Genomic DNA, 17,497 nt, shown 5'->3' with positions numbered 1-17,497 from the left:
GTTTAGTTGGTCTTCATCAGGGCTTCACGGATCGGCAGGAAGCGTTCATTGAACGGCAGGATGGCAGCCCCCATGGGTGCGGCGTCTATCGCCAGGGCCGCCCGCGTGACCGGCGCAATCTTGGGAATGCGATCACTCAGCCTGGCATAGGCTTCGTTCAAGCGAGCACACAGCTTTTCGATGAGGCTGGCAGGCAGGCGTCCGCCAATATAGTGGGCTTCGGGGTTTATGGCGCAACTGAGCGTCAGAAACGGGTCATGCAGGTGGGCTGCGGCTATTTCGATCCAGTCATCAACAAGGCTTAAACCTTCCGGCGACAGAGTCTCCAGATCGGTCGGGGTCGATACCCTATGGCCTGCCGCATTGAGATGGGCGTAGAGCGCATAAAGCGATACGGCGTCCTGCAGAGAGGCCGCGGTGTTCGTACCGTCAGGGTTTTGGCGTACAATTGGCAGGAAGCCGATTTCACCGCTACGGCCGTGGGTGCCGCGGAAATAGTGGCCATTAATGACCAGCCCGCCCCCCAGACCAGCGCTGATAAGCGTGTAGATAAAGCTGGAGGTTTGCAGGCCATGACCAAACTGCATTTCACCAATGGCGGCGGCCGTGGCATCGTTTTCGAGGCTGACCGGTACGTTGAGGATCGCGCCGAACCGTTCGGCCACATCAATCTGCGACCAGACTTCGTAGGCTTCGGGACGGTTGGGAAGGCGCACACGGCCCAGATCGTCAGGCATACCCACACCAATGCCGATCAAACGGTCAAAATCTATGGCACGGTCCGCTCTGATCTGCTCAATCGCCGCCGTGAAGAAGTCCACAACCTCATCGGGCATGGCGAAATGAACCTCGCGGGATATGCGGGCGCGAACCTTGCCTTCAAAATCGAGGGCTACCACGGCGATGTGGTCACGATCGATATTCAACCCGATAGAAAAGGCGCCGTCCGGGTTTGCCACCAGCTTGGTCGCCGGTTGGCCACGTCCGCCCAAAAGCCGGCCAGCTTTCAGGATCATTTTGTCATCCAGCAGACGCTTAGTGATATTGGCAATCGCGGGTGCCGTCAGGCCCGTGATCTGCGCCAGATCGGCGCGCGTAATAGGACCGTTGGCACGCACAGCCTGAAGGGTGACACGCTGGTTGTGATCGCCCGCCCGCTCAAGATTTGTGCCCGACATACCTTCACCGTAGTTGGCCGGTTTGGCGGCGCTGCGGTCGCTATCGAAGCGTTCATCTGCGCTCATAATCGGGGCTCCTATAAAAATGCCATCCAAACAGTCGCTTTCCGTATATTGATCGGGTTAAAGAAAATTGAAATATTTAATTTGTGTCTAGGGGTAATTTGAGGACTCGTCCAATCGGCGGGTTCATTGCGGTCATAAAGGCACAGGCCGCCGAAAAAGCATCGATGTTATGAGATGTGTGCGCTTTGTCACGGGCGGATTAAGATTTTTTAGTCTGATGATGTCATTCCTATGAGTTGCTGAGTTCGCTTGCTACCATTGCGTTAGGAACGAGATGATGAGCGATATTTTTCCAGGCTTATCTGTGGCGGATGTGAACGCATTAGTGCATTCCATCGAGACCTTGGGGTACGGTGTCATTAAAAATGGCCTGTCCGAGGCGGTACTGGCCAAAACCCGTCGCTTTGTCGAAGAGCGCGTGCGCGCCAATCGCGGCGAATATCTGCACTTTACCGGTGCTGAGGCGGTCGCGGGTACGCTGTTGCAAGACCTGTCCAAGAGTAAGAATTTCCAGAATATTTGCCGCTTAATTTATGAGCGCGGCGTGTCACCTTCACCGCCGTCGCCCCGGTTTCATCTGGTGCTGCGCTGTCTGGCCGGGGAGACTGGTCAAAAGCACGCCTATTATTTTCATTACGATTCCTATGTGCTGACGGCGCTGGCCCCGGTCATTATTCCGACTGAGGGGCAGACCGGCGACCTGATCCTGTTTCCCAATGTCCGCCGTATACGCAGGCACTATGTGACCAATCTGTTTGACAAGATTTGTCTCGATAATCCGGTCACCCAATGGGCTTTGCGCACCGCCGTGCTGGCCGGATGGCTTAAGCCCGTCCGCTTAAAGATGGAGCCGGGCAACATCTATCTGTTCTGGGGCTACCGCACGCTGCATACCAATGAGCCATGTGACGTAGACAGGATCCGCTCGACAGCCCTGATGCACTACGCAGATCCCCATGCGCAAAGCTGGCTGAGGCAGAAACTGGGGCGGGCTTAGGCATTGGCCTCCGGGTCGAAATAGTTCTCAAAGATCGCCGTGTCGACAAGGTTCAGATTGTACTGAAAAACATCGATAAATTCATGCAGGCCCGACGCGATGATGTCGTCGGCTTTTGAGCCCTGAATACTGCCGATCAGGGTTTTCATTTCCCGCATGGCCAAGGACGGCGCATCGGCATTACCGCACAGCAAACCCAGCGAAAACGCTGCCGATTCCAGCGTAAAGCTGACCGAACGCGGAAATGCGGTTGAGAACAGTAAAAACTCCGTCACATTGCGGTAGTTGATCGAGTGATATTGCTGGCGATACATTTCCAAGGCATCAACCGATTTCAGAACCGCTCCCCACTGCACCGTATCATAGGGGCTGTCGATGACCTGACCGCGCGGCAGCAGCAGGAAGTATTTGACGTCGATCAGGCGGGCGGTTTTGTCGGCCCGTTCCAGCATCTGGCCCAGATGGGCGAACTGCCAGCTTTGGTCGCGCGACATGGTGTTGTTCTTAAGGCCGGTGAAAATGTAGCCACAGCGGCGCACAAACTCATAATAGTCCTGAAGGTCGGCAATCGAGCGCTTACGGCTCTGGGCCTGGGTCAGGTGGTACAGTTCATTGATCATCTCCCACATCTCGACCGGGATAATTTCGCGCACCGTGCGAGCATTTTCACGCGCCAGATAGATGCTGGAAATGATCGAGTTGGGGTTTTTCAGATCAAAGGTCAGGAATTTGACGACCGATTTTTCATCGGCGACCGAATAGCGCTTGGAAAAATCCTCATCATCGCCGGAGGTGGCGATCAGCGGATACCACTGGGTCGAATCCTTATCGAGCGACAGGTCGAGCATCAGGTGGGTGTTGACCGTGATGAAGCGCGCGACATTATCGGCGCGTTCAAGATAGCGGCTCATCCAGTAGATCGAGTTGGCGACTCTACTCAGCATTTGCGCCCCCTTCCACGACCGTGGTGTCATCGCCCAGAACCCAGGTGTCCTTAGAGCCACCGCCCTGAGACGAATTGACCACCAGCGAGCCTTTTTTCAGGGCCACGCGCGTCAGACCGCCGGGCAGGGTGAAAATCTCTTCGCCGTACAGCGAATAGGGGCGGAAATCGACGTGACGGCCCTCAATGGCATTGCCCACAAGCGTTGGTGCCCGCGACAGGCTCAGCGTCGGCTGGGCGATATATTCGCGCGGCTTGGCCTTGATCAGGGCGGCAAATTCTTTTTGCTCGGCTTTTGTGCTTTTCGGGCCAATCAGCATCCCGTAGCCGCCCGACAGATTGACCGCCTTGACCACCAGCTTATCAAGGTTAGCCAGAACGTATTCGCGCTCTTTATCGTCCTCGCAGATATAGGTCGGGACATTGTTGGCGATCGGGTCTTCGCCCAGATAATATTTAATGATCTTAGGCACATAGGCATAGATTGCCTTATCGTCGGCAATGCCGGTGCCGGGCGCATTGGCAAGCGACACATGCCCCATCCGATAGCAACGCATCAGCCCCGGCACACCTAAGAGCGACTCCGGCCGGAAGGTTTCCGGGTCCATGAATTCATCATCGATTCGGCGATAGATGACATCGACTTTTTTCAGGCCGCGCGTGGTGCGCATCCAGACATAATCGTCCTTGACGATCAGGTCGGAGCCCTGCGCCAAAGGCACACCCATTTGTTGGGCAAGATAAGCGTGCTCGAAATAGGCGCTGTTATAAATGCCGGGGGTGAGGACGATGATGTTGGGGTCTTCGACGTCTTCGGGGGCAATGAATTTCAGCGTCCGGTACAGGTGATCGCCGTAATCGGAGACCGGGCGCACCTTCATCGACTGAAATATATGCGGCAGGATGCGCTTCAGCACCGCCCGGTTTTCGAGCACGTAGGAAATCCCCGACGGGCAGCGCAGATTGTCCTCCAGCACATAAAACTCACCATCGCCTGCGCGCACAAAATCGGTGCCGGAAATGTGCGTCCACACGCCCTTGGGTGGCTTTAAGCCCTCACACGGTTTGAGGTAGCAGGATGATGAGAAAATCAGCTCACGCGGGACAATGCCGTCCTTGAGGATCTTCTGGTCGTTATAGATGTCCTGAATAAACAGGTTAAGCGCATAGATGCGCTGCTTGATGCCGCGCTCCAGCCGGTCCCAATCGGAGGCGGCCACCATACGCGGGATGATGTCAAACGGCAGGATCTTTTCCGTGCCCTTCTTGTCGCCATAGACGTTGAAGGTATTGCCGGACTGATAAAGAATATCCTCGGCCCATTTTTGTTTGCGCTTAAGTTCTGCCTTGCTCAAGGCGTCGATCTGCTTGACCAGAGGGGACGCGGCATCATGCGCCACGCCGTCCCCTTTGAACAGTTCGTCATAGAACCCACCGGTCTGATACGCCTCTAAAGCCATGTTAAATCCCCTGCTGGCTTTTGAAAGTTAAGTGTCTTTTAGTCGCGCATCTGATTCCAAAAACCGCGTCACACTTTTTGGAATGCGCTTTTTAGGTCTGAAACACCTCGTTCATCGTCACCTGAACCCGAAGTCTTTCTTTGCCGCCGCCGCGATAGATAGTGCCCGATGTGGGCGTTGCGTCGAGGTAGTTACGGCCGCAGGCGACGCGGATATGATCCTGCGTCACCATGATGCCGTTGGTCGGGTCGAACCCGCGCCAGCCAATGTAGGGAATATAGACTTCGGCCCAGGCGTGGGAGGCATCGGACTGAATCTTATTCTCATAGTTGGCGCCGGTGTAGATATAGCCCATCCGGTAGCGCGCCGGCACGCCCAAAAGCCGCGCCAGACAGATGAACAGATTGGCGAAATCCTGACAGACCCCTTTGCGCGACGCATAGACATCAAACGGCGTCGTCGACAGCGAGGTCGAGCCCGGAATATAGCTGAAATCGCGGTAGATGGTCTGATTGATATCGTTCAGAGTTTCCATCAGGTTACGGCCATTGCGCTCAGAAAAGCTCTGGGCATAGATCATCAGCTCTGAAATCTGGGTTTCAGGCATTTCCAGCAGAAGCAGATAAGGCTCCATCATCTGGTTCTGCCACGGCATCCACGAAATCGGGATGGTCGCCTGACGGCGGGCATGGCGGTAATCATCCGGCGGCGAGGCGTAGATTTTGACCAGAGAGCGCGCGCTGACCGTAAGGGATTTATAGGGCTTGATGATCGAATAGTGGATGTTCTGATTGCCGAACACATCCTCAAAGCGCACGTCCTCGCCTTCGACCGACAGGCTCAAGGTCGAATGGATGACTTCCTGCGTCTGATCTTCGACCGGCAGCAGGCGGAAAATATGGGTCGAATGTTCGACCAGCTTTTCATAAGCATACTCAGTTGAGTGAACCAGATCATAAAGCCGGTACAGCAGCGGGCTGCCGTCCGGCGTCTGAGTGATCGAGCGGGTATTGATAACGTATTTTGAGACATTGCCCATCTGCTGAAGCGACTGGGCGATCGACAATTGTTGTGACTGGGCCTGAGCCTCATTGAAACCGCGGCTACGCAAAGCGGCGGTGGCAGTGGGGGCGACCTGCTGGCTTGCGGGCGGCGTCTTGGGTTTAACCGCGTCCTTATTGGTCCAGACCATAGAGCCGCGCCGGGCGATGATTAACTGGCCGCCCTGCATCTTCGTCCACTCGCCCGTCTGAAACGGGGAGGACGAAAACACCAGAGCGGTACGAAAGGTATCGCGCGGGTTGGAAATAGCAAAGGAGGCGGCATCTGAGGTGAAGGCTTCGTCCTCATGCGGCGGCTTAAGGCGGCTATAGTACAGTTCCGACTGAGAGTTGGAACCATAAAACACGCACAGGGTCACGCCGTCGGATATGGCCATGTCGGCCGAGCCCAGATCGTCAAGCTGCCCGAACCAGCCCGCCAAAACCTTATGATCGACCTCAGCCAGTGTGCGCGCCCCGGCGTCCTGTATCCGGCCGAGCAGAAACACCAGTGCCAGCTCAGAATCGGTGCGGCCCAGCGGCTCAAGGAAAATGGATTTGTTATGATGCAGCTTAGACAAGGCGTTTTTGTCAAGATTGCCATTGTGCATGAACACCCAGTCTTGCCCCGCAAAAGACCGCGTGAATGGCTGGGTCTCAAGGTGGGTATAGCCAGACGCTGCCCCGCGCACCTTGCAGAAGAATATGGTCGAACGGAAGCCTTCCCAGTCGCTCATGGCGTCTTTGAGGGAGGTGGTATCGCGGGCGGCGGGGTCTTTGGCGACCATGGCCGCACGGGTATCGGCCGGATACCAGGCCAGGCCCCAGCCGTGGGTGTGGTCACCTTTTTGCGGGCCGGCGCGAAATTTCAGGTCTATGGTCGGTGACGATAAGCCATCGAAACTAAAGGCCAAAATGTCGGATGAGATGTCACTTAACAATTTTTATCCTCGTGCCGCAATGCAACTAGACTTTTTTGCGATGCGGTTGTCTAGTCCCTGATGAGCGTATGGGTACAATTTTTTTTCGGATTCGTAACGGGCCTGTTACAGATTCGTGACGCGAAAACAGTTTAAAGGTTAAATCTATGGGAATCCTGACGGCTCTGCATCACGTCACCGATTATCGCTATGATCGGCCCATTAGTCTGGGGATGCAAACGATCAGATTGCGACCCGCCCCGCACGCCAAGGCCAATGTCCAGTCCTATGCCTTAAAGATCGAGCCCGCCAATCACTTCATCAACTGGCAGCAGGACCCATTCGGAAATTATCTGGCGCGGATCGTGTTTCCTGAAAAGACCAGCCATTTCCGGGTCGAGGTCGATCTGGTGTCGGAAATCAAGGTCTTCAATCCGTTCGATTTTTTCCTTGAGCCGTCGGCAGAGAAAATCCCGTTCATCTATGATCCGGCCCTGAAAGAAGAACTGGCACCGTACCTTGAGATCAAGGATTCCGATCCGCTGCTAATGAGCTATGTGGACGGCATTTCGGATGATCCCATGCCGACCATCGACTATCTGGTGGCGCTCAATCAAAAACTGAACGGCGATCTGGGCTACACTATCCGCATGGAACCGGGCGTGCAGTCGAGCGCGGAAACCCTGAGCCTCAAAAGCGGGTCGTGCCGCGATATGGCCTGGCTGATGTGCCAGATCCTGCGCCATAAGGGGCTGGCGACACGCTTTGCGTCCGGCTACCTGATCCAGTTGAAAGCTGATGTGAAATCGCTGGACGGGCCATCGGGCACGGATCACGACTTTACCGACCTTCATGCGTGGTGTGAGGTCTATCTGCCGGGGGCGGGCTGGATCGGGCTTGATCCGACGTCTGGCCTGTTTACCGGCGAAGGCCACATTCCCTTGTGCTGCACGCCGAACCCGTCATCGGCGGCCCCCATATCGGGCAGCCTTGAGTTCGCGCAATCGACCCTGCACCATGAGATGACGATTGAGCGCATCTATGAAAGCCGCCGCGTCACCAAGCCCTACAGCGACGGCGAATGGAAGCGCATCGATGCGCTCGGCACCAAGGTCGATGAGGCGCTGAATAAGCAAGACGTGCGCCTGACCATGGGCGGGGAGCCGACCTTTGTCAGCTTAGATGACCGCACCGGCGATGAGTGGCATTTTACGGCCCTGTCGGATGCTAAGAAAAAACTCGGCTATGACCTGTTTCAGCGTCTGGCGGCCAAGTTTGCGGTTGGGGCTCTGGCGCAACATGCGCAGGGCAAGTGGTATCCGGGCGAAATCCTGCCGCGCTGGGCGATGAATATGTTCTGGCGGTTGGACAAGACGCCGATATGGCTGGATCAGTCGCTACTGGCCGATCCTGACAAGGCCGCAAAGCTTAAACCCGACATAGCCGGGGAGTTCCTGAACACCCTGACCCGTGTGCTGGGGGTGCCGCAGAACCGCGTTATTCCGGCCTATGAGGACATTCCCTACCTGTTGTGGAAAGAGCAGCGCATCCCGCTTGAGGGCGAAATGCTCAAGGCCGATGTGTTTGAGGCGACCGAGCGCAAACGGCTTCAGGCGCAACTGGATACCAATGTAGGTTTTCCGACCGGCTATGTCCTGCCGCTTCTGTTTTCGGCCAAGACTGATGGCTGGCTGTCGAACGCATGGAAGTTCCGCACCGATAAGATGATGCTGATCCCCGGTGACTCGCCGGTCGGTTTACGGTTGCCGCTGTCGGCCTTGCCGGTGGTCGAGCCCAAGCTGGTGGCCGAACATGTTTTTCCGCCGCGCTCACCCTATGCCGAAGACGGGGCGCTTATGGATGCGGCAGCGAAGCTGGCCACATATATAAGAAAACTCGACAGCGCCGCCACTCCCACCGCTTCGCGGTCCCCCCTCCCCGTAAACGGGGCGGGAGATTCTGCCAACGGCCTGATCCGCAGCGCCATTTGCGCCGAGGTGCGTCAGGGCAAGCTTTATCTGTTCTTGCCGCCGCTCAGCTATATCGAGCACTATCTCGACCTGATCTCAGCCATCGAAGCGGTCGCCACCCACCTGAAAACGCCGGTCATTATCGAAGGCTACGCCCCGCCGCGCGATCACCGCGTCGAGTCGATGAGCGTCACGCCTGACCCCGGCGTAATCGAGGTCAATATCCAGCCCGCCCGCAACTGGGAGGAACTGAAGTTCATAACGAACACGGTCTATGAAGAGGCGCAATCCGCCCGCCTGATTGCCGATAAGTTCATGATCGACGGCAAGCGCGTTGGCACCGGCGGCGGCAACCACATCGTCATGGGGGCACAAAGGCCCGACGACAGCCCGTTTTTACGCCGCCCCGATGTGCTGCGTTCGATGATCGCCTTCTGGCAGAACCACCCGTCGCTTTCCTACCTGTTTTCGGGCCTATATATCGGCCCAACCTCTCAGGCCCCACGTATCGACGAAGCCCGTCACGATTCGCTCTATGAGCTGGAAATCGCTTTCAACAGCATCCCCGATGGGCCTGATGCGGGCGATGTGCCGCCGTGGCTGGTGGATCGGTTGTTGCGCAATTTACTGGTCGATTTGACCGGCAATACCCACCGCGCCGAGTTCTGCATCGATAAGCTCTATAGCCCCGACAGCGATCGTGGCCGTCTGGGCCTGCTGGAGATGCGCGGCTTTGAAATGTCGCCGCATCCGCAGATGAACCTCATTCAGACGCTGCTGATCCGGGCCTTGGTCGCCCTGTTCTGGAAGAAGCCCTATACCTCTAAGCTGGTGCGCTGGGGGACGATGCTGCATGACAAATATATGATGGAACACTATGTCCGCGAAGACCTGAGTGAGGTATTGGAGCACCTAAACCAAGGCGGGTTTAAGTTCAGCCCTGACTGGTTTGTGCCGTTCTTTGACTTCCGCTTCCCGCAGGTCGGCCATGTGCAGATCGGCGATGTGACACTGGAACTTAGAAACGCGCTGGAGCCGTGGCCGGTGATGGGCGAAGAACCCTCCGGCGGCGGTACCTCACGCGGGGTCGATTCGTCGGTTGAGCGGTTGCAGATCGCTCTCAAAGGGGCGGTGTCGTCTCAGCATGTCGTGACCTGCAATGGCAAAAGGTTGCCGCTTAATCCGACCCGCGACCACCATACGCAGGTCGCCGGGGTGCGCTATAAGGCCTGGGCGCCCTATAGTGCGCTGCATCCCAATCTGCCGATTAATACGCCGCTCAATTTCGATGTCATTGATACGCGGCTGGAGCGCTCCATCGGCGGCTGCCGCTACCATGTCATCCATCCGGGCGGGCGCAATTATGAGACCTTGCCGCTCAATGAAAACGAGGCCGAGGGGCGCAGGTTGTCGCGCTTTGAGGCTCCGACCCACACGCCGGGGCGCCTGCGGCCACCGCCGTTAATCATCAATCCCGACTATCCGGTCACGCTTGATCTACGCTGGCCGTCATAGGTTTTTTGGGGTAAGGCGGAAAAAGCTTCGCGTGTCAGGCGGGATGGGTGGTAATGCCCGTCAGGGACGGTATAATCGCGCGCAATGATACGGCGCTATCAGATTGAGGTATGGGGTGAGAACCAGAAAATCGAGGACATCAAAGGCCATCTGGGGCCGGTTATTACTCGTGCCTTTGGTTCTGATTCTGGCTTTGGCCGTAGTTGGCGGGGTTATGTTCCTGACCGGCAAAACGTCTCCCAGCGGTGAAAACGAGTGGGTGACCTATGCCCGTGCGCAGGTTATGGGCGATCCGCAGGCTCAGTACATCAAAGCTATTGTTGCCGATACCGGCAAAGACCGCAACGAAGCCGAAGCCATAGAGTGGTATTCAAAGGCCGCCGAGCAAGGCCATGTGTCGGCCATGATGGGGCTGGCGGATATCTATGATAAGAAAACTGACACCAGCAGCCGCACCTTAGCGGCGCACTGGTATGCTGAGGCTGCGCGAAACGGCGACGGGCGGGCCCAGTATCAACTGGCGCAATATCATATTAAATCCTGGGGCGGGCTGACACCCGATCCGGCCAAAATCGCGCACCTGCTGCAACAATCGGCTGATGCCGGTTACGGCCCGTCGCTGACCCGGTACGGCGTCGAACTGAGGGCGCAGGGTAAGCTGGATGAGGCCTTGCCGTGGTTTCGCAAAGGTGCGGCGCGCGGGGATCTTGAGGCGCTTTATAATCTGGGTGAAATCTATGCCGATCCGCAAAATGGTGAACTGACCGATGTGATCCGCGCCGTGACCTATTTTGAGGAGGCTGCCAATCTGGGCCATGTTCCGTCACAGTTGAAATACGCCTATCTATGTCTGGCGGGGCAGGGCTTGCCGCGTGATCCGGCGGAGGCTTACAAATGGGCGGAAATCGCCAGCCAGACTGCGAATAGTGCGCAAAAAGAGGCGGCTTTAGAGGTGCGCGAATACCTGCGTACAAAAATCGCTCCGGATGAACAACATAGCGGCGAAATGCGAGCGCAAGACTGGCTCAAAACGCGTAGCTAAGGTCGCCTGATTTACACAAAATTAGAGTTAATCCGCCATCGTGGCGCGCAAGTTTAGCGCTTCAGGGGTATGGACATGGCGGTATTTGGTCTGGCGAAGAAACAACAGGCGCAGGCATCAAGCGAATTTGAGATGTTGTCGGCGACGCTGGAGGCCCTGACATCCCCGATATTTGTCAATGCCCTGACGCCCGGTGAAGAAGGTTTGGTCTATCTCAATACCGCCTTTGCGCACGGCATCCGCGCCCGTCATAAATCCGACTATTTGGGCAAGTCCGTGTCGTCGTTCTTCGCCGCCCAGCAGCCCGAAGGCCGCACCGCCATTGAAATGGCCAAAAATACCGAAGCCACCATTGCCCGCGATGGCAAATGGACCGGGCCAACCAACTATGTGCGCGAAGACGGCACGATTTTTGAGGTCACCGCCACAGTCACCCTGATGACGCTCGGCGGTAAGCCCTATGCGGTGGCCCAGCTTCAGGACATGAACGCCGCCGAACAGATCAGCCGTCATCGGGCCGAATTCCGCGATCTGGCCGATAGCCTGCACGGCGATGTCGGGGCCAGTGTCGAGGCGATTTCGCGCGCCACTGACGATCTGTCCGGCATTGTCGCCACCCTGATGCATTCGGCCGAAGAAACCTCCCGCCAATCGCAAAGCGTGGTCTCGATCAACGGGCAAACGAATAATAATGTGAACACCGTATCGGATGCGACGCAGGATCTGGCGTCCTCAATCGGGGCTATCGGCGAGCAGGTCGGACGCTCCACCGCCATCGCCCGCGATGCCGTCCAACAGGCCGCCAATACGCAGGAAACCGTCAACCGGCTGGTGGCCGCCGCGGAGCGCATCGGCGATGTCATCAAGCTGATCCAGACCATCGCGTCCCAGACCAACCTTCTGGCGCTTAATGCCACGATTGAGGCGGCGCGTGCCGGAGAAGCGGGTCGCGGCTTTGCGGTAGTGGCCTCGGAAGTGAAGTCTCTGGCGCAACAAACCGCCAAGGCGACCGAGGAAATCTCAGCCCAGATCAGCGATATTCAGGCCGCGACCGGCCAGACGGAATCCGCCATCCGCGCCATTGCCGAAACCATTGAGCAGATCAACGAAATCTCTAGTGTGATTGCCGATACGGTCGATATGCAGTCCGGGGCGACCCAGCGTATCTCCCAGAACGTGGCTCTGGCCGCGCAAGGCACCGGTGAAGTCAGCCAGTCCCTGCAAACCGTGGCTGATGTGGCCAAAGAGACGACGATGACCGTGGGGCAGGTGCGCAGCCGTATCGAGACGGTTTCCGATGAGGCGCTGAACCTGCACGATAAGGTGCGCGCCTTTGTGGAGCGTCTGCGCAAAGAGGCGTAATTCTATTCCTTAAATTCGACGCATTCTGTTACAACTCTGCCGATACAATCATCGAGGGAGAGGGACTATGCGTACACTCATCATAACCGCGTCACTGATGGCCCCAGTGCTGCTTTTGGCGGGCACGGTGGTCGCCCAGACGACGCCTGCGGCCAATGCCTATCCGTATGACAAGGCACCGTGGTGGATGAAGGAAAGCGTCATCACCCAGACCGGCTTTGTGCGCACTGAAATCGAGGCCAACCGCGCCAACTTCTCGGCCCAGTTCCAGACGGTCGGCAGGACCGCCGAAGACGCGCAAAATAAAGCCATTGCCCAGACCAAGGCGCTCAATGAAGCGCTCAAAAAACTGGGGGCCGATAAGGTGCAGATTTCGACCTCCTTTGCCATGCGCGCCCTTTATGAGCAGTATAAGGATAAGGACGGCAACCGGATCGAAAACCAGCGCGGCGACAAGATCGACGCCTATCAGGTCAATCTGGGCCTGACCTTGCAGGTGCGCGATATGGCGGTGCTGGAACGGGCCTATGCGCTGGTTTTGGCGGCCAATCCGACCTCGACGGCGCCCATTTATTTTAATCTGGAGCCGTCGAATGAGACCAAGTCATGGCTCTATTCCGAAGCGGTGAAGGACGCGGCCCGCCGGGCTAAGTCTGCGGCGGCGGATGCGGGGGGCATGCTGGGTAAGGTCAAGGTGATTGATCCGACCGGAAGGGCGTGTGAAACGGATATATTGGCGCGGGTGGCACCTAATTACTTTGATGATACTCAGGCGATTACGGTTTCTGGGGCGCTAAAAAGGGATCGGGTTGAGTATAATTCGCCGCCCGCGATAAGGGCCGAACCCGCACCGGTGTCACCTGTAGAAGCCCTGGAAGCCAAGGCCGCGCAAAATCCGTTCCTTCAGGCCCCGCCGCTTAGCGAACTGACGGCCAAGGCCTGCGTGGTTTACGGGTTGAATTAAGAAAGAGCCCCCACCACCCCTTTTCTTATACTCCCCCACTGCACTTTGCCTTAGGTTTAGCGGGACTTTGTCATGTGGGGGAGGTGACGCGCCGTAGGCGTGACGGTGGGGGGCTTAAAAGAGTTTTCGAGTGAAGCAGCCCCCCTCTGCCTCGGACAAGCCTCGGCATCTCCCCCATATGATATATTGCAACAGTAACTGAAACCGGGTGCGATGGGGGAGTATAAGTATAGCGATACAGGTGCAGCCGCGCCAAGTTTCGGGTCAAGGGGGCTTGCCCCCTTGTGATCAACTTTCGGAGAGAATACCGCGCAAGGCGTGACCTTTCGCACTGCAGCAGGTAGTTTGCCGCCAGAGTATAAAGGTGCCCGATATGAAGATGGATAAGGTTGAGAAGCTGTCGGCTCATTATGAGCAGGTGGTGCTGGTGCTGCAAGGCGGGGGGGCGCTGGGGTCGTATCAGGCCGGGGCCTATCAGGTGCTGCACGCCCATGGCATTGAGCCCAACTGGATTGCGGGGGTGTCAATCGGGGCGATCAATGCGGCGATCATTGCCGGCAATGCGCCGGATGAGCGCATGGCAAAGCTGACCTCGTTCTGGGAGCAGATATCGACCGCCTTTCCTACCGATGGCTTAAGCAATCTCAATCCGTGGTTCAACACCCAGTTCCGCCAGATGAGCGGACTGTGGAGCATGTTTCAGGGCGTGCCGGGTTTCTTTCGGCCCAGCGCGCAGACGATGTTTTCGACGCCGTGGTTGTTGCCGTCGGAAACCAGCTTTTATGATGTATCGCCGCTGCGGGATACGTTATTGAGTCATATCGATTTCAAGCGGCTTAATGACGGCGATATCCGACTGAGTTTGGGCGCGGTGCATGTCACCAGCGGTAATTTCGTCTATTTCGATAATCGTGAACGCACCATCACGCCTGAGCATATTATGGCCTCGGGCGCTCTGCCGCCCGGTTTCCCGGCGGTGATGATCGATGGTGAAGCCTACTGGGACGGCGGGGTGGTATCGAACACGCCGCTCAGTTATGTGCTGCACGGCGGGGTCGGCGACATGCACGAAGACACGCTGGTGTTCCAGATCGACCTGTTCAACGCCCAAGGGGCGATGCCGGAAACGCTGGATGAGGTCTATGCCCGCATCAAAGACATCACCTACTCCAGCCGGACACGGTTGAACACCGACGCTTTCCTGCAAAAATATGTGCTGCGCCAGGCGATCCGCACCCTGTATGAGCATATCCCCGATGACCTTAAGGCGTGCGCGGAAGTGCAGGCCCTGAAAGATCTGGCGTCCGAAGACCGGGTAACGATCGTCCACCTGATCCACCGCGGCACCCAGTGCCAGACCCAGTCGAAAGACTATGAGTTTTCGCGCGTGACCATGCTGGAAAACTGGGCGTCCGGCGTGGCCGATGCGCAAACCGCCATGCGGCATGAGGAATGGCGCACCCCGCCGACGGAAAAAGACGGGCTGATGGTCTATGACTTCACGCGCGGGGCCAAGCGCAAAGCCAAGTCGGGTAAGGCCGTCAAGGCTGAGGTGTAACGGCGTTACTCAAGGCTTTATTTTTCTCCCATAGGGTGTATGGTTGTGTGCTGTCATTTTTCGGGAGGGGATTATGAATAAGGCTTTAGCGGAGTTTGTCGGCACATTTGTGCTGGTGGTGTTCGGATGTGGGGCGGTGGTCTTTTCATCAGACGTGGTTGGCGTTCTGGGCATCGCGATCGCCTTTGGTCTGGCGATTGTGGCCATGGCTTACGGCATCGGCAGCGTGTCGGGCTGTCATATCAATCCGGCGGTGTCGCTGGGGGCGCTGATCGCGGGCCGGATGACGCCGCGCGATTTTGGCATCTATGTCATTGCTCAGTGCCTTGGGGCCATAGCCGGGGCGGCGTTTCTGGTGGCGGTGGTCTCGGGTAAGATGGGCGGCTATGATGTCGCGGTTGACGGCCTTGGGCAAAACGGCTGGGGCGAAGGTTACGGCGGCGGTTATGGCATGGCGGCCGCGTTTTTGTTTGAAGTCGTGGCGACCTTTATCTTTCTGGTGGTGATTTTGGGCTCAACGCATGCCTCAAGCCCTGCCGGTTTTGCGGGGTTGGCCATCGGCCTGACCTTGGCGGCCATTCACATAATCGGTATTCCGGTCACCGGCGTTTCGGTCAATCCGGCCCGCAGTTTGGGGCCTGCCCTGTTTGTTGGCGGACAGGCCCTGGCGCAACTGTGGCTGTTTATCGTGGCCCCGCTGATCGGGGCGGCGCTAGCCGGTGGCCTTTACCGCTTCGGATGGTTGCAGCCTAAACTTTGAGGCGCTGGCCAATCAGGTGATCGGCGGACCACTTGCCGCCGCCGTGGATGATCAGGCCGGTCAGGATAATCGCCCAGAACAGGTGCTGATCGTGCGCAAGGTAAGTGAACTGGATCACCGCCGTCATGACCAGAAGCGGGATGGCGGCCAATCGTGTGCCCAGGCCCAGCCACAAAAGCACCGGGCAGATCAGCTCAAATGCGGTGGCGGAAAACGCCGCAAATTCCGGCGGCAGAACCGGCACCTGATACTCATCGGCAAACAATAGGATGGTGGTGTCGAAATCGGCGATCTTGGTCAGGCCGGAGACGAAAAACACCCAGCCGATCCACAGCCGCGCCATCAGCCACCACGGCGCTGATAAAACTTCGGGCAAGGTGTATAGACGGGCCAGTCGATAGACGTCATATCTTACGGCAGATGAGGGATTCGAGCGCGCAGGCGTTTGGGTTAGCATCGGGGCGGTTCCTTTTTGGGTTGCTGCCATACTATTCGCTGCGCAAAGGGATACGGTTACACGGTGTCTGATACGCCCACACGCACTGGTCATGAAGCCCGTCTGCATCCGCTGTTTGTGGCAGCGTGTGGTGGCGACCGCCGGTGCTATGTAGCGTTGCTTTCTGCCATATCCGACATCGCTCAGGGCTATGTCCGGCGCAAGCTGAGCGCCGATGGCGATGACGTGGTGCAGGAAATCCTGATCTCGGTCCATAAGGGGCTGCACACCTATGATGTGAAACGCCCCTGCATGCCGTGGCTGGCGGCGATCATGCACTACCGGCTCAATGACGCTTTGCGTCGGCGGTACCGCGATCAGCGCATGCCCAAGGTGGCTATTGAGGACGTTGAGGCCTATCTCTGTGCGCCTGTAACCGAAAGCATCGACTTAGACGAACACATAGTTGCAGCCATTGCGGAACTTCCCGAAGGCCAGCAAAAGGTGATCACCGGCATGTATATCAAGGACATGTCGGTGGCCGAAGTCAGTAAGGCATTGGGTATGAGTATTTCCGCCGTCAAGGTTACGGCCCATCGGGCCTATAAACGCCTCAGAGATAAGCTAAAGGAGGGCGGATCATGAGCATCGAGACCCTCATTACGCAACTCTCCGGCAAAGACCGGCCCGTTCGTTATGTGCCGTTTCTTCGGGTATGCGCCGAATGGATGGCGGTGACGGCAATCAGCTTTGGCGTGCTGACGCTGATCTATGGGCTGCGGGCGGATCTGGGTGCGCGGATAGGGGAGCCGCTGTTTTTGGCCGAACTTCTCATGAACCTTAGCCTTGTGATTGCCGCCGGTGTGACCGCGACGGCCGCCGCCTATCCGGATCGGGCGGGCATTAAGGGATGGCGCTATCTGTTTATCCTGCCGCTTGGGCTCTATGCGGTGGTGTTTACGGCGGCGGCCTCCGGCACGCCTGATCTGGCGGGGGCTGTGTTCCATAAACACGGCTTTCACTGCCTGTTGTGCATCGTTATTTTTGCGATTATTCCGGCGGCGTGGATGCTGTTTAGGTTGCGCAGGCTTATGGTGGTTAAGCCCATGCAGGCGGCGGGCCTGAGCCTGATTATGGCACTGGCCGCGGGGGGCTTAGGCATCCGGCTGGTCGATGCGGAGCCTCTGTCGGTCGGTCTGCTGATCTGGCATTACCTGCCCATCCTGATGCTGTCGGGCCTTGCATTGTTACTGGGTCGAAAAATATTTCGGTGATAGTGTAACCGC

At 57.4% G+C, this 17,497-nt stretch carries 14 protein-coding genes; 9 read left to right on the top strand and 5 right to left on the bottom strand.

Going from position 1 to position 17,497, the window contains the following annotated elements:
- Positions 1-2 precede the first annotated feature (2 nt).
- A complete protein-coding gene (locus OVA03_RS08085) occupies positions 3-1,244 on the bottom strand; it encodes an ROK family transcriptional regulator (protein ID WP_267527608.1) in 1,242 nt (413 codons plus the stop codon).
- A 274-nt stretch (positions 1,245-1,518) separates the two neighbouring features.
- On the opposite strand from OVA03_RS08085, the gene OVA03_RS08080 reads away from it, so the two are divergent.
- Positions 1,519-2,241 carry a hypothetical protein gene (locus OVA03_RS08080; protein ID WP_267527607.1) on the top strand — a complete coding sequence of 241 codons (723 nt, stop codon included), beginning with the start codon at positions 1,519-1,521 and terminating at the stop codon, positions 2,239-2,241.
- On the opposite strand, the gene OVA03_RS08075 is transcribed toward OVA03_RS08080, so the two are convergent.
- The 3 genes from OVA03_RS08075 to OVA03_RS08065 all read right to left on the bottom strand — a co-directional run bounded on the left by OVA03_RS08075 (position 2,238) and on the right by OVA03_RS08065 (position 6,625).
- Positions 2,238-3,185, bottom strand: coding sequence for an alpha-E domain-containing protein (locus tag OVA03_RS08075; RefSeq protein WP_267527606.1), 948 nt, complete (start codon positions 3,183-3,185; stop codon positions 2,238-2,240). The two genes, OVA03_RS08080 and OVA03_RS08075, sit on opposite strands and share 4 nt — an antisense overlap.
- Positions 3,175-4,644 (bottom strand): circularly permuted type 2 ATP-grasp protein, encoded by a 1,470-nt coding sequence (locus OVA03_RS08070; protein ID WP_267527605.1) that lies wholly within the window; start codon positions 4,642-4,644, stop codon positions 3,175-3,177. Before OVA03_RS08070 ends, OVA03_RS08075 begins: the two co-directional genes overlap by 11 nt.
- 91 nt (positions 4,645-4,735) lie before the next feature.
- On the bottom strand, positions 4,736-6,625 hold the full coding sequence (locus tag OVA03_RS08065) for a class II glutamine amidotransferase (protein WP_267527604.1): 1,890 nt from the start codon (positions 6,623-6,625) through the stop codon (positions 4,736-4,738).
- Between the two features lie 146 nt (positions 6,626-6,771).
- Here OVA03_RS08065 and OVA03_RS08060 point away from each other — a divergent pair, with 146 nt between their 5' ends.
- The 6 genes from OVA03_RS08060 (at position 6,772) to OVA03_RS08035 (ending at position 15,775) form a co-directional block, all read left to right on the top strand.
- On the top strand, positions 6,772-10,089 hold the full coding sequence (locus OVA03_RS08060) for a DUF2126 domain-containing protein (protein ID WP_267527603.1): 3,318 nt from the start codon (positions 6,772-6,774) through the stop codon (positions 10,087-10,089).
- Positions 10,090-10,258: 169 nt separating this feature from the next.
- Positions 10,259-11,131: a tetratricopeptide repeat protein gene (locus tag OVA03_RS08055; RefSeq protein ID WP_267527602.1), complete on the top strand. Its 873-nt coding sequence runs from the start codon at positions 10,259-10,261 to the stop codon at positions 11,129-11,131.
- Between the two features lie 75 nt (positions 11,132-11,206).
- The gene (locus tag OVA03_RS08050; RefSeq protein ID WP_267527601.1) at positions 11,207-12,493 is read left to right on the top strand and encodes a methyl-accepting chemotaxis protein; all 1,287 of its coding nucleotides are present in this window, start codon (positions 11,207-11,209) and stop codon (positions 12,491-12,493) included.
- Positions 12,494-12,560: 67 nt separating this feature from the next.
- On the top strand, positions 12,561-13,457 hold the full coding sequence (locus tag OVA03_RS08045) for an SIMPL domain-containing protein (RefSeq protein WP_267527600.1): 897 nt from the start codon (positions 12,561-12,563) through the stop codon (positions 13,455-13,457).
- Between the two features lie 373 nt (positions 13,458-13,830).
- On the top strand, positions 13,831-15,015 hold the full coding sequence (locus OVA03_RS08040; RefSeq protein ID WP_267527599.1) for a patatin-like phospholipase family protein: 1,185 nt from the start codon (positions 13,831-13,833) through the stop codon (positions 15,013-15,015).
- 73 nt (positions 15,016-15,088) lie between these two features.
- Positions 15,089-15,775: an MIP family channel protein gene (locus OVA03_RS08035; RefSeq protein WP_324291043.1), complete on the top strand. Its 687-nt coding sequence runs from the start codon at positions 15,089-15,091 to the stop codon at positions 15,773-15,775.
- On the opposite strand, the gene OVA03_RS08030 is transcribed toward OVA03_RS08035, so the two are convergent.
- The gene (locus OVA03_RS08030) at positions 15,765-16,232 is read right to left on the bottom strand and encodes a DoxX family protein (RefSeq protein WP_267527598.1); all 468 of its coding nucleotides are present in this window, start codon (positions 16,230-16,232) and stop codon (positions 15,765-15,767) included. The two genes, OVA03_RS08035 and OVA03_RS08030, sit on opposite strands and share 11 nt — an antisense overlap.
- A gap of 63 nt (positions 16,233-16,295) precedes the next feature.
- Between OVA03_RS08030 and OVA03_RS08025 the strand changes: the two genes are divergently transcribed.
- Positions 16,296-16,856 (top strand): RNA polymerase sigma factor, encoded by a 561-nt coding sequence (locus OVA03_RS08025; protein WP_267527597.1) that lies wholly within the window; start codon positions 16,296-16,298, stop codon positions 16,854-16,856.
- Complete coding sequence (locus OVA03_RS08020; RefSeq protein ID WP_267527596.1) at positions 16,853-17,485, top strand: NrsF family protein; 633 nt, start codon at positions 16,853-16,855, stop codon at positions 17,483-17,485. Before OVA03_RS08025 ends, OVA03_RS08020 begins: the two co-directional genes overlap by 4 nt.
- Positions 17,486-17,497 lie beyond the last annotated feature (12 nt).

It is taken from the genome of Asticcacaulis sp. SL142 (assembly GCF_026625745.1).
In the GTDB taxonomy this organism is placed as follows: Bacteria; Pseudomonadota; Alphaproteobacteria; order Caulobacterales; family Caulobacteraceae; genus Asticcacaulis.
Note: the sequence above shows the minus strand (reverse complement) of the source record. Positions and strands in the feature narration are given on the sequence as shown.

Excerpts from the sequence above, each read along its gene's own strand:
- OVA03_RS08085 (WP_267527608.1), bottom strand. The coding sequence starts at position 1,244 with ATGAGCGCAGATGAACGCTTCGATAGCGACCGCAGCGCCGCCAAACCG.
- OVA03_RS08080 (WP_267527607.1), top strand. The coding sequence starts at position 1,519 with ATGATGAGCGATATTTTTCCAGGCTTATCTGTGGCGGATGTGAACGCA.
- OVA03_RS08075 (WP_267527606.1), bottom strand. The coding sequence starts at position 3,185 with ATGCTGAGTAGAGTCGCCAACTCGATCTACTGGATGAGCCGCTATCTT.
- OVA03_RS08070 (WP_267527605.1), bottom strand. The coding sequence starts at position 4,644 with ATGGCTTTAGAGGCGTATCAGACCGGTGGGTTCTATGACGAACTGTTC.
- OVA03_RS08060 (WP_267527603.1), top strand. The coding sequence starts at position 6,772 with ATGGGAATCCTGACGGCTCTGCATCACGTCACCGATTATCGCTATGAT.
- OVA03_RS08050 (WP_267527601.1), top strand. The coding sequence starts at position 11,207 with ATGGCGGTATTTGGTCTGGCGAAGAAACAACAGGCGCAGGCATCAAGC.
- OVA03_RS08045 (WP_267527600.1), top strand. The coding sequence starts at position 12,561 with ATGCGTACACTCATCATAACCGCGTCACTGATGGCCCCAGTGCTGCTT.
- OVA03_RS08040 (WP_267527599.1), top strand. The coding sequence starts at position 13,831 with ATGAAGATGGATAAGGTTGAGAAGCTGTCGGCTCATTATGAGCAGGTG.
- OVA03_RS08035 (WP_324291043.1), top strand. The coding sequence starts at position 15,089 with ATGAATAAGGCTTTAGCGGAGTTTGTCGGCACATTTGTGCTGGTGGTG.
- OVA03_RS08030 (WP_267527598.1), bottom strand. The coding sequence starts at position 16,232 with ATGCTAACCCAAACGCCTGCGCGCTCGAATCCCTCATCTGCCGTAAGA.
- OVA03_RS08020 (WP_267527596.1), top strand. The coding sequence starts at position 16,853 with ATGAGCATCGAGACCCTCATTACGCAACTCTCCGGCAAAGACCGGCCC.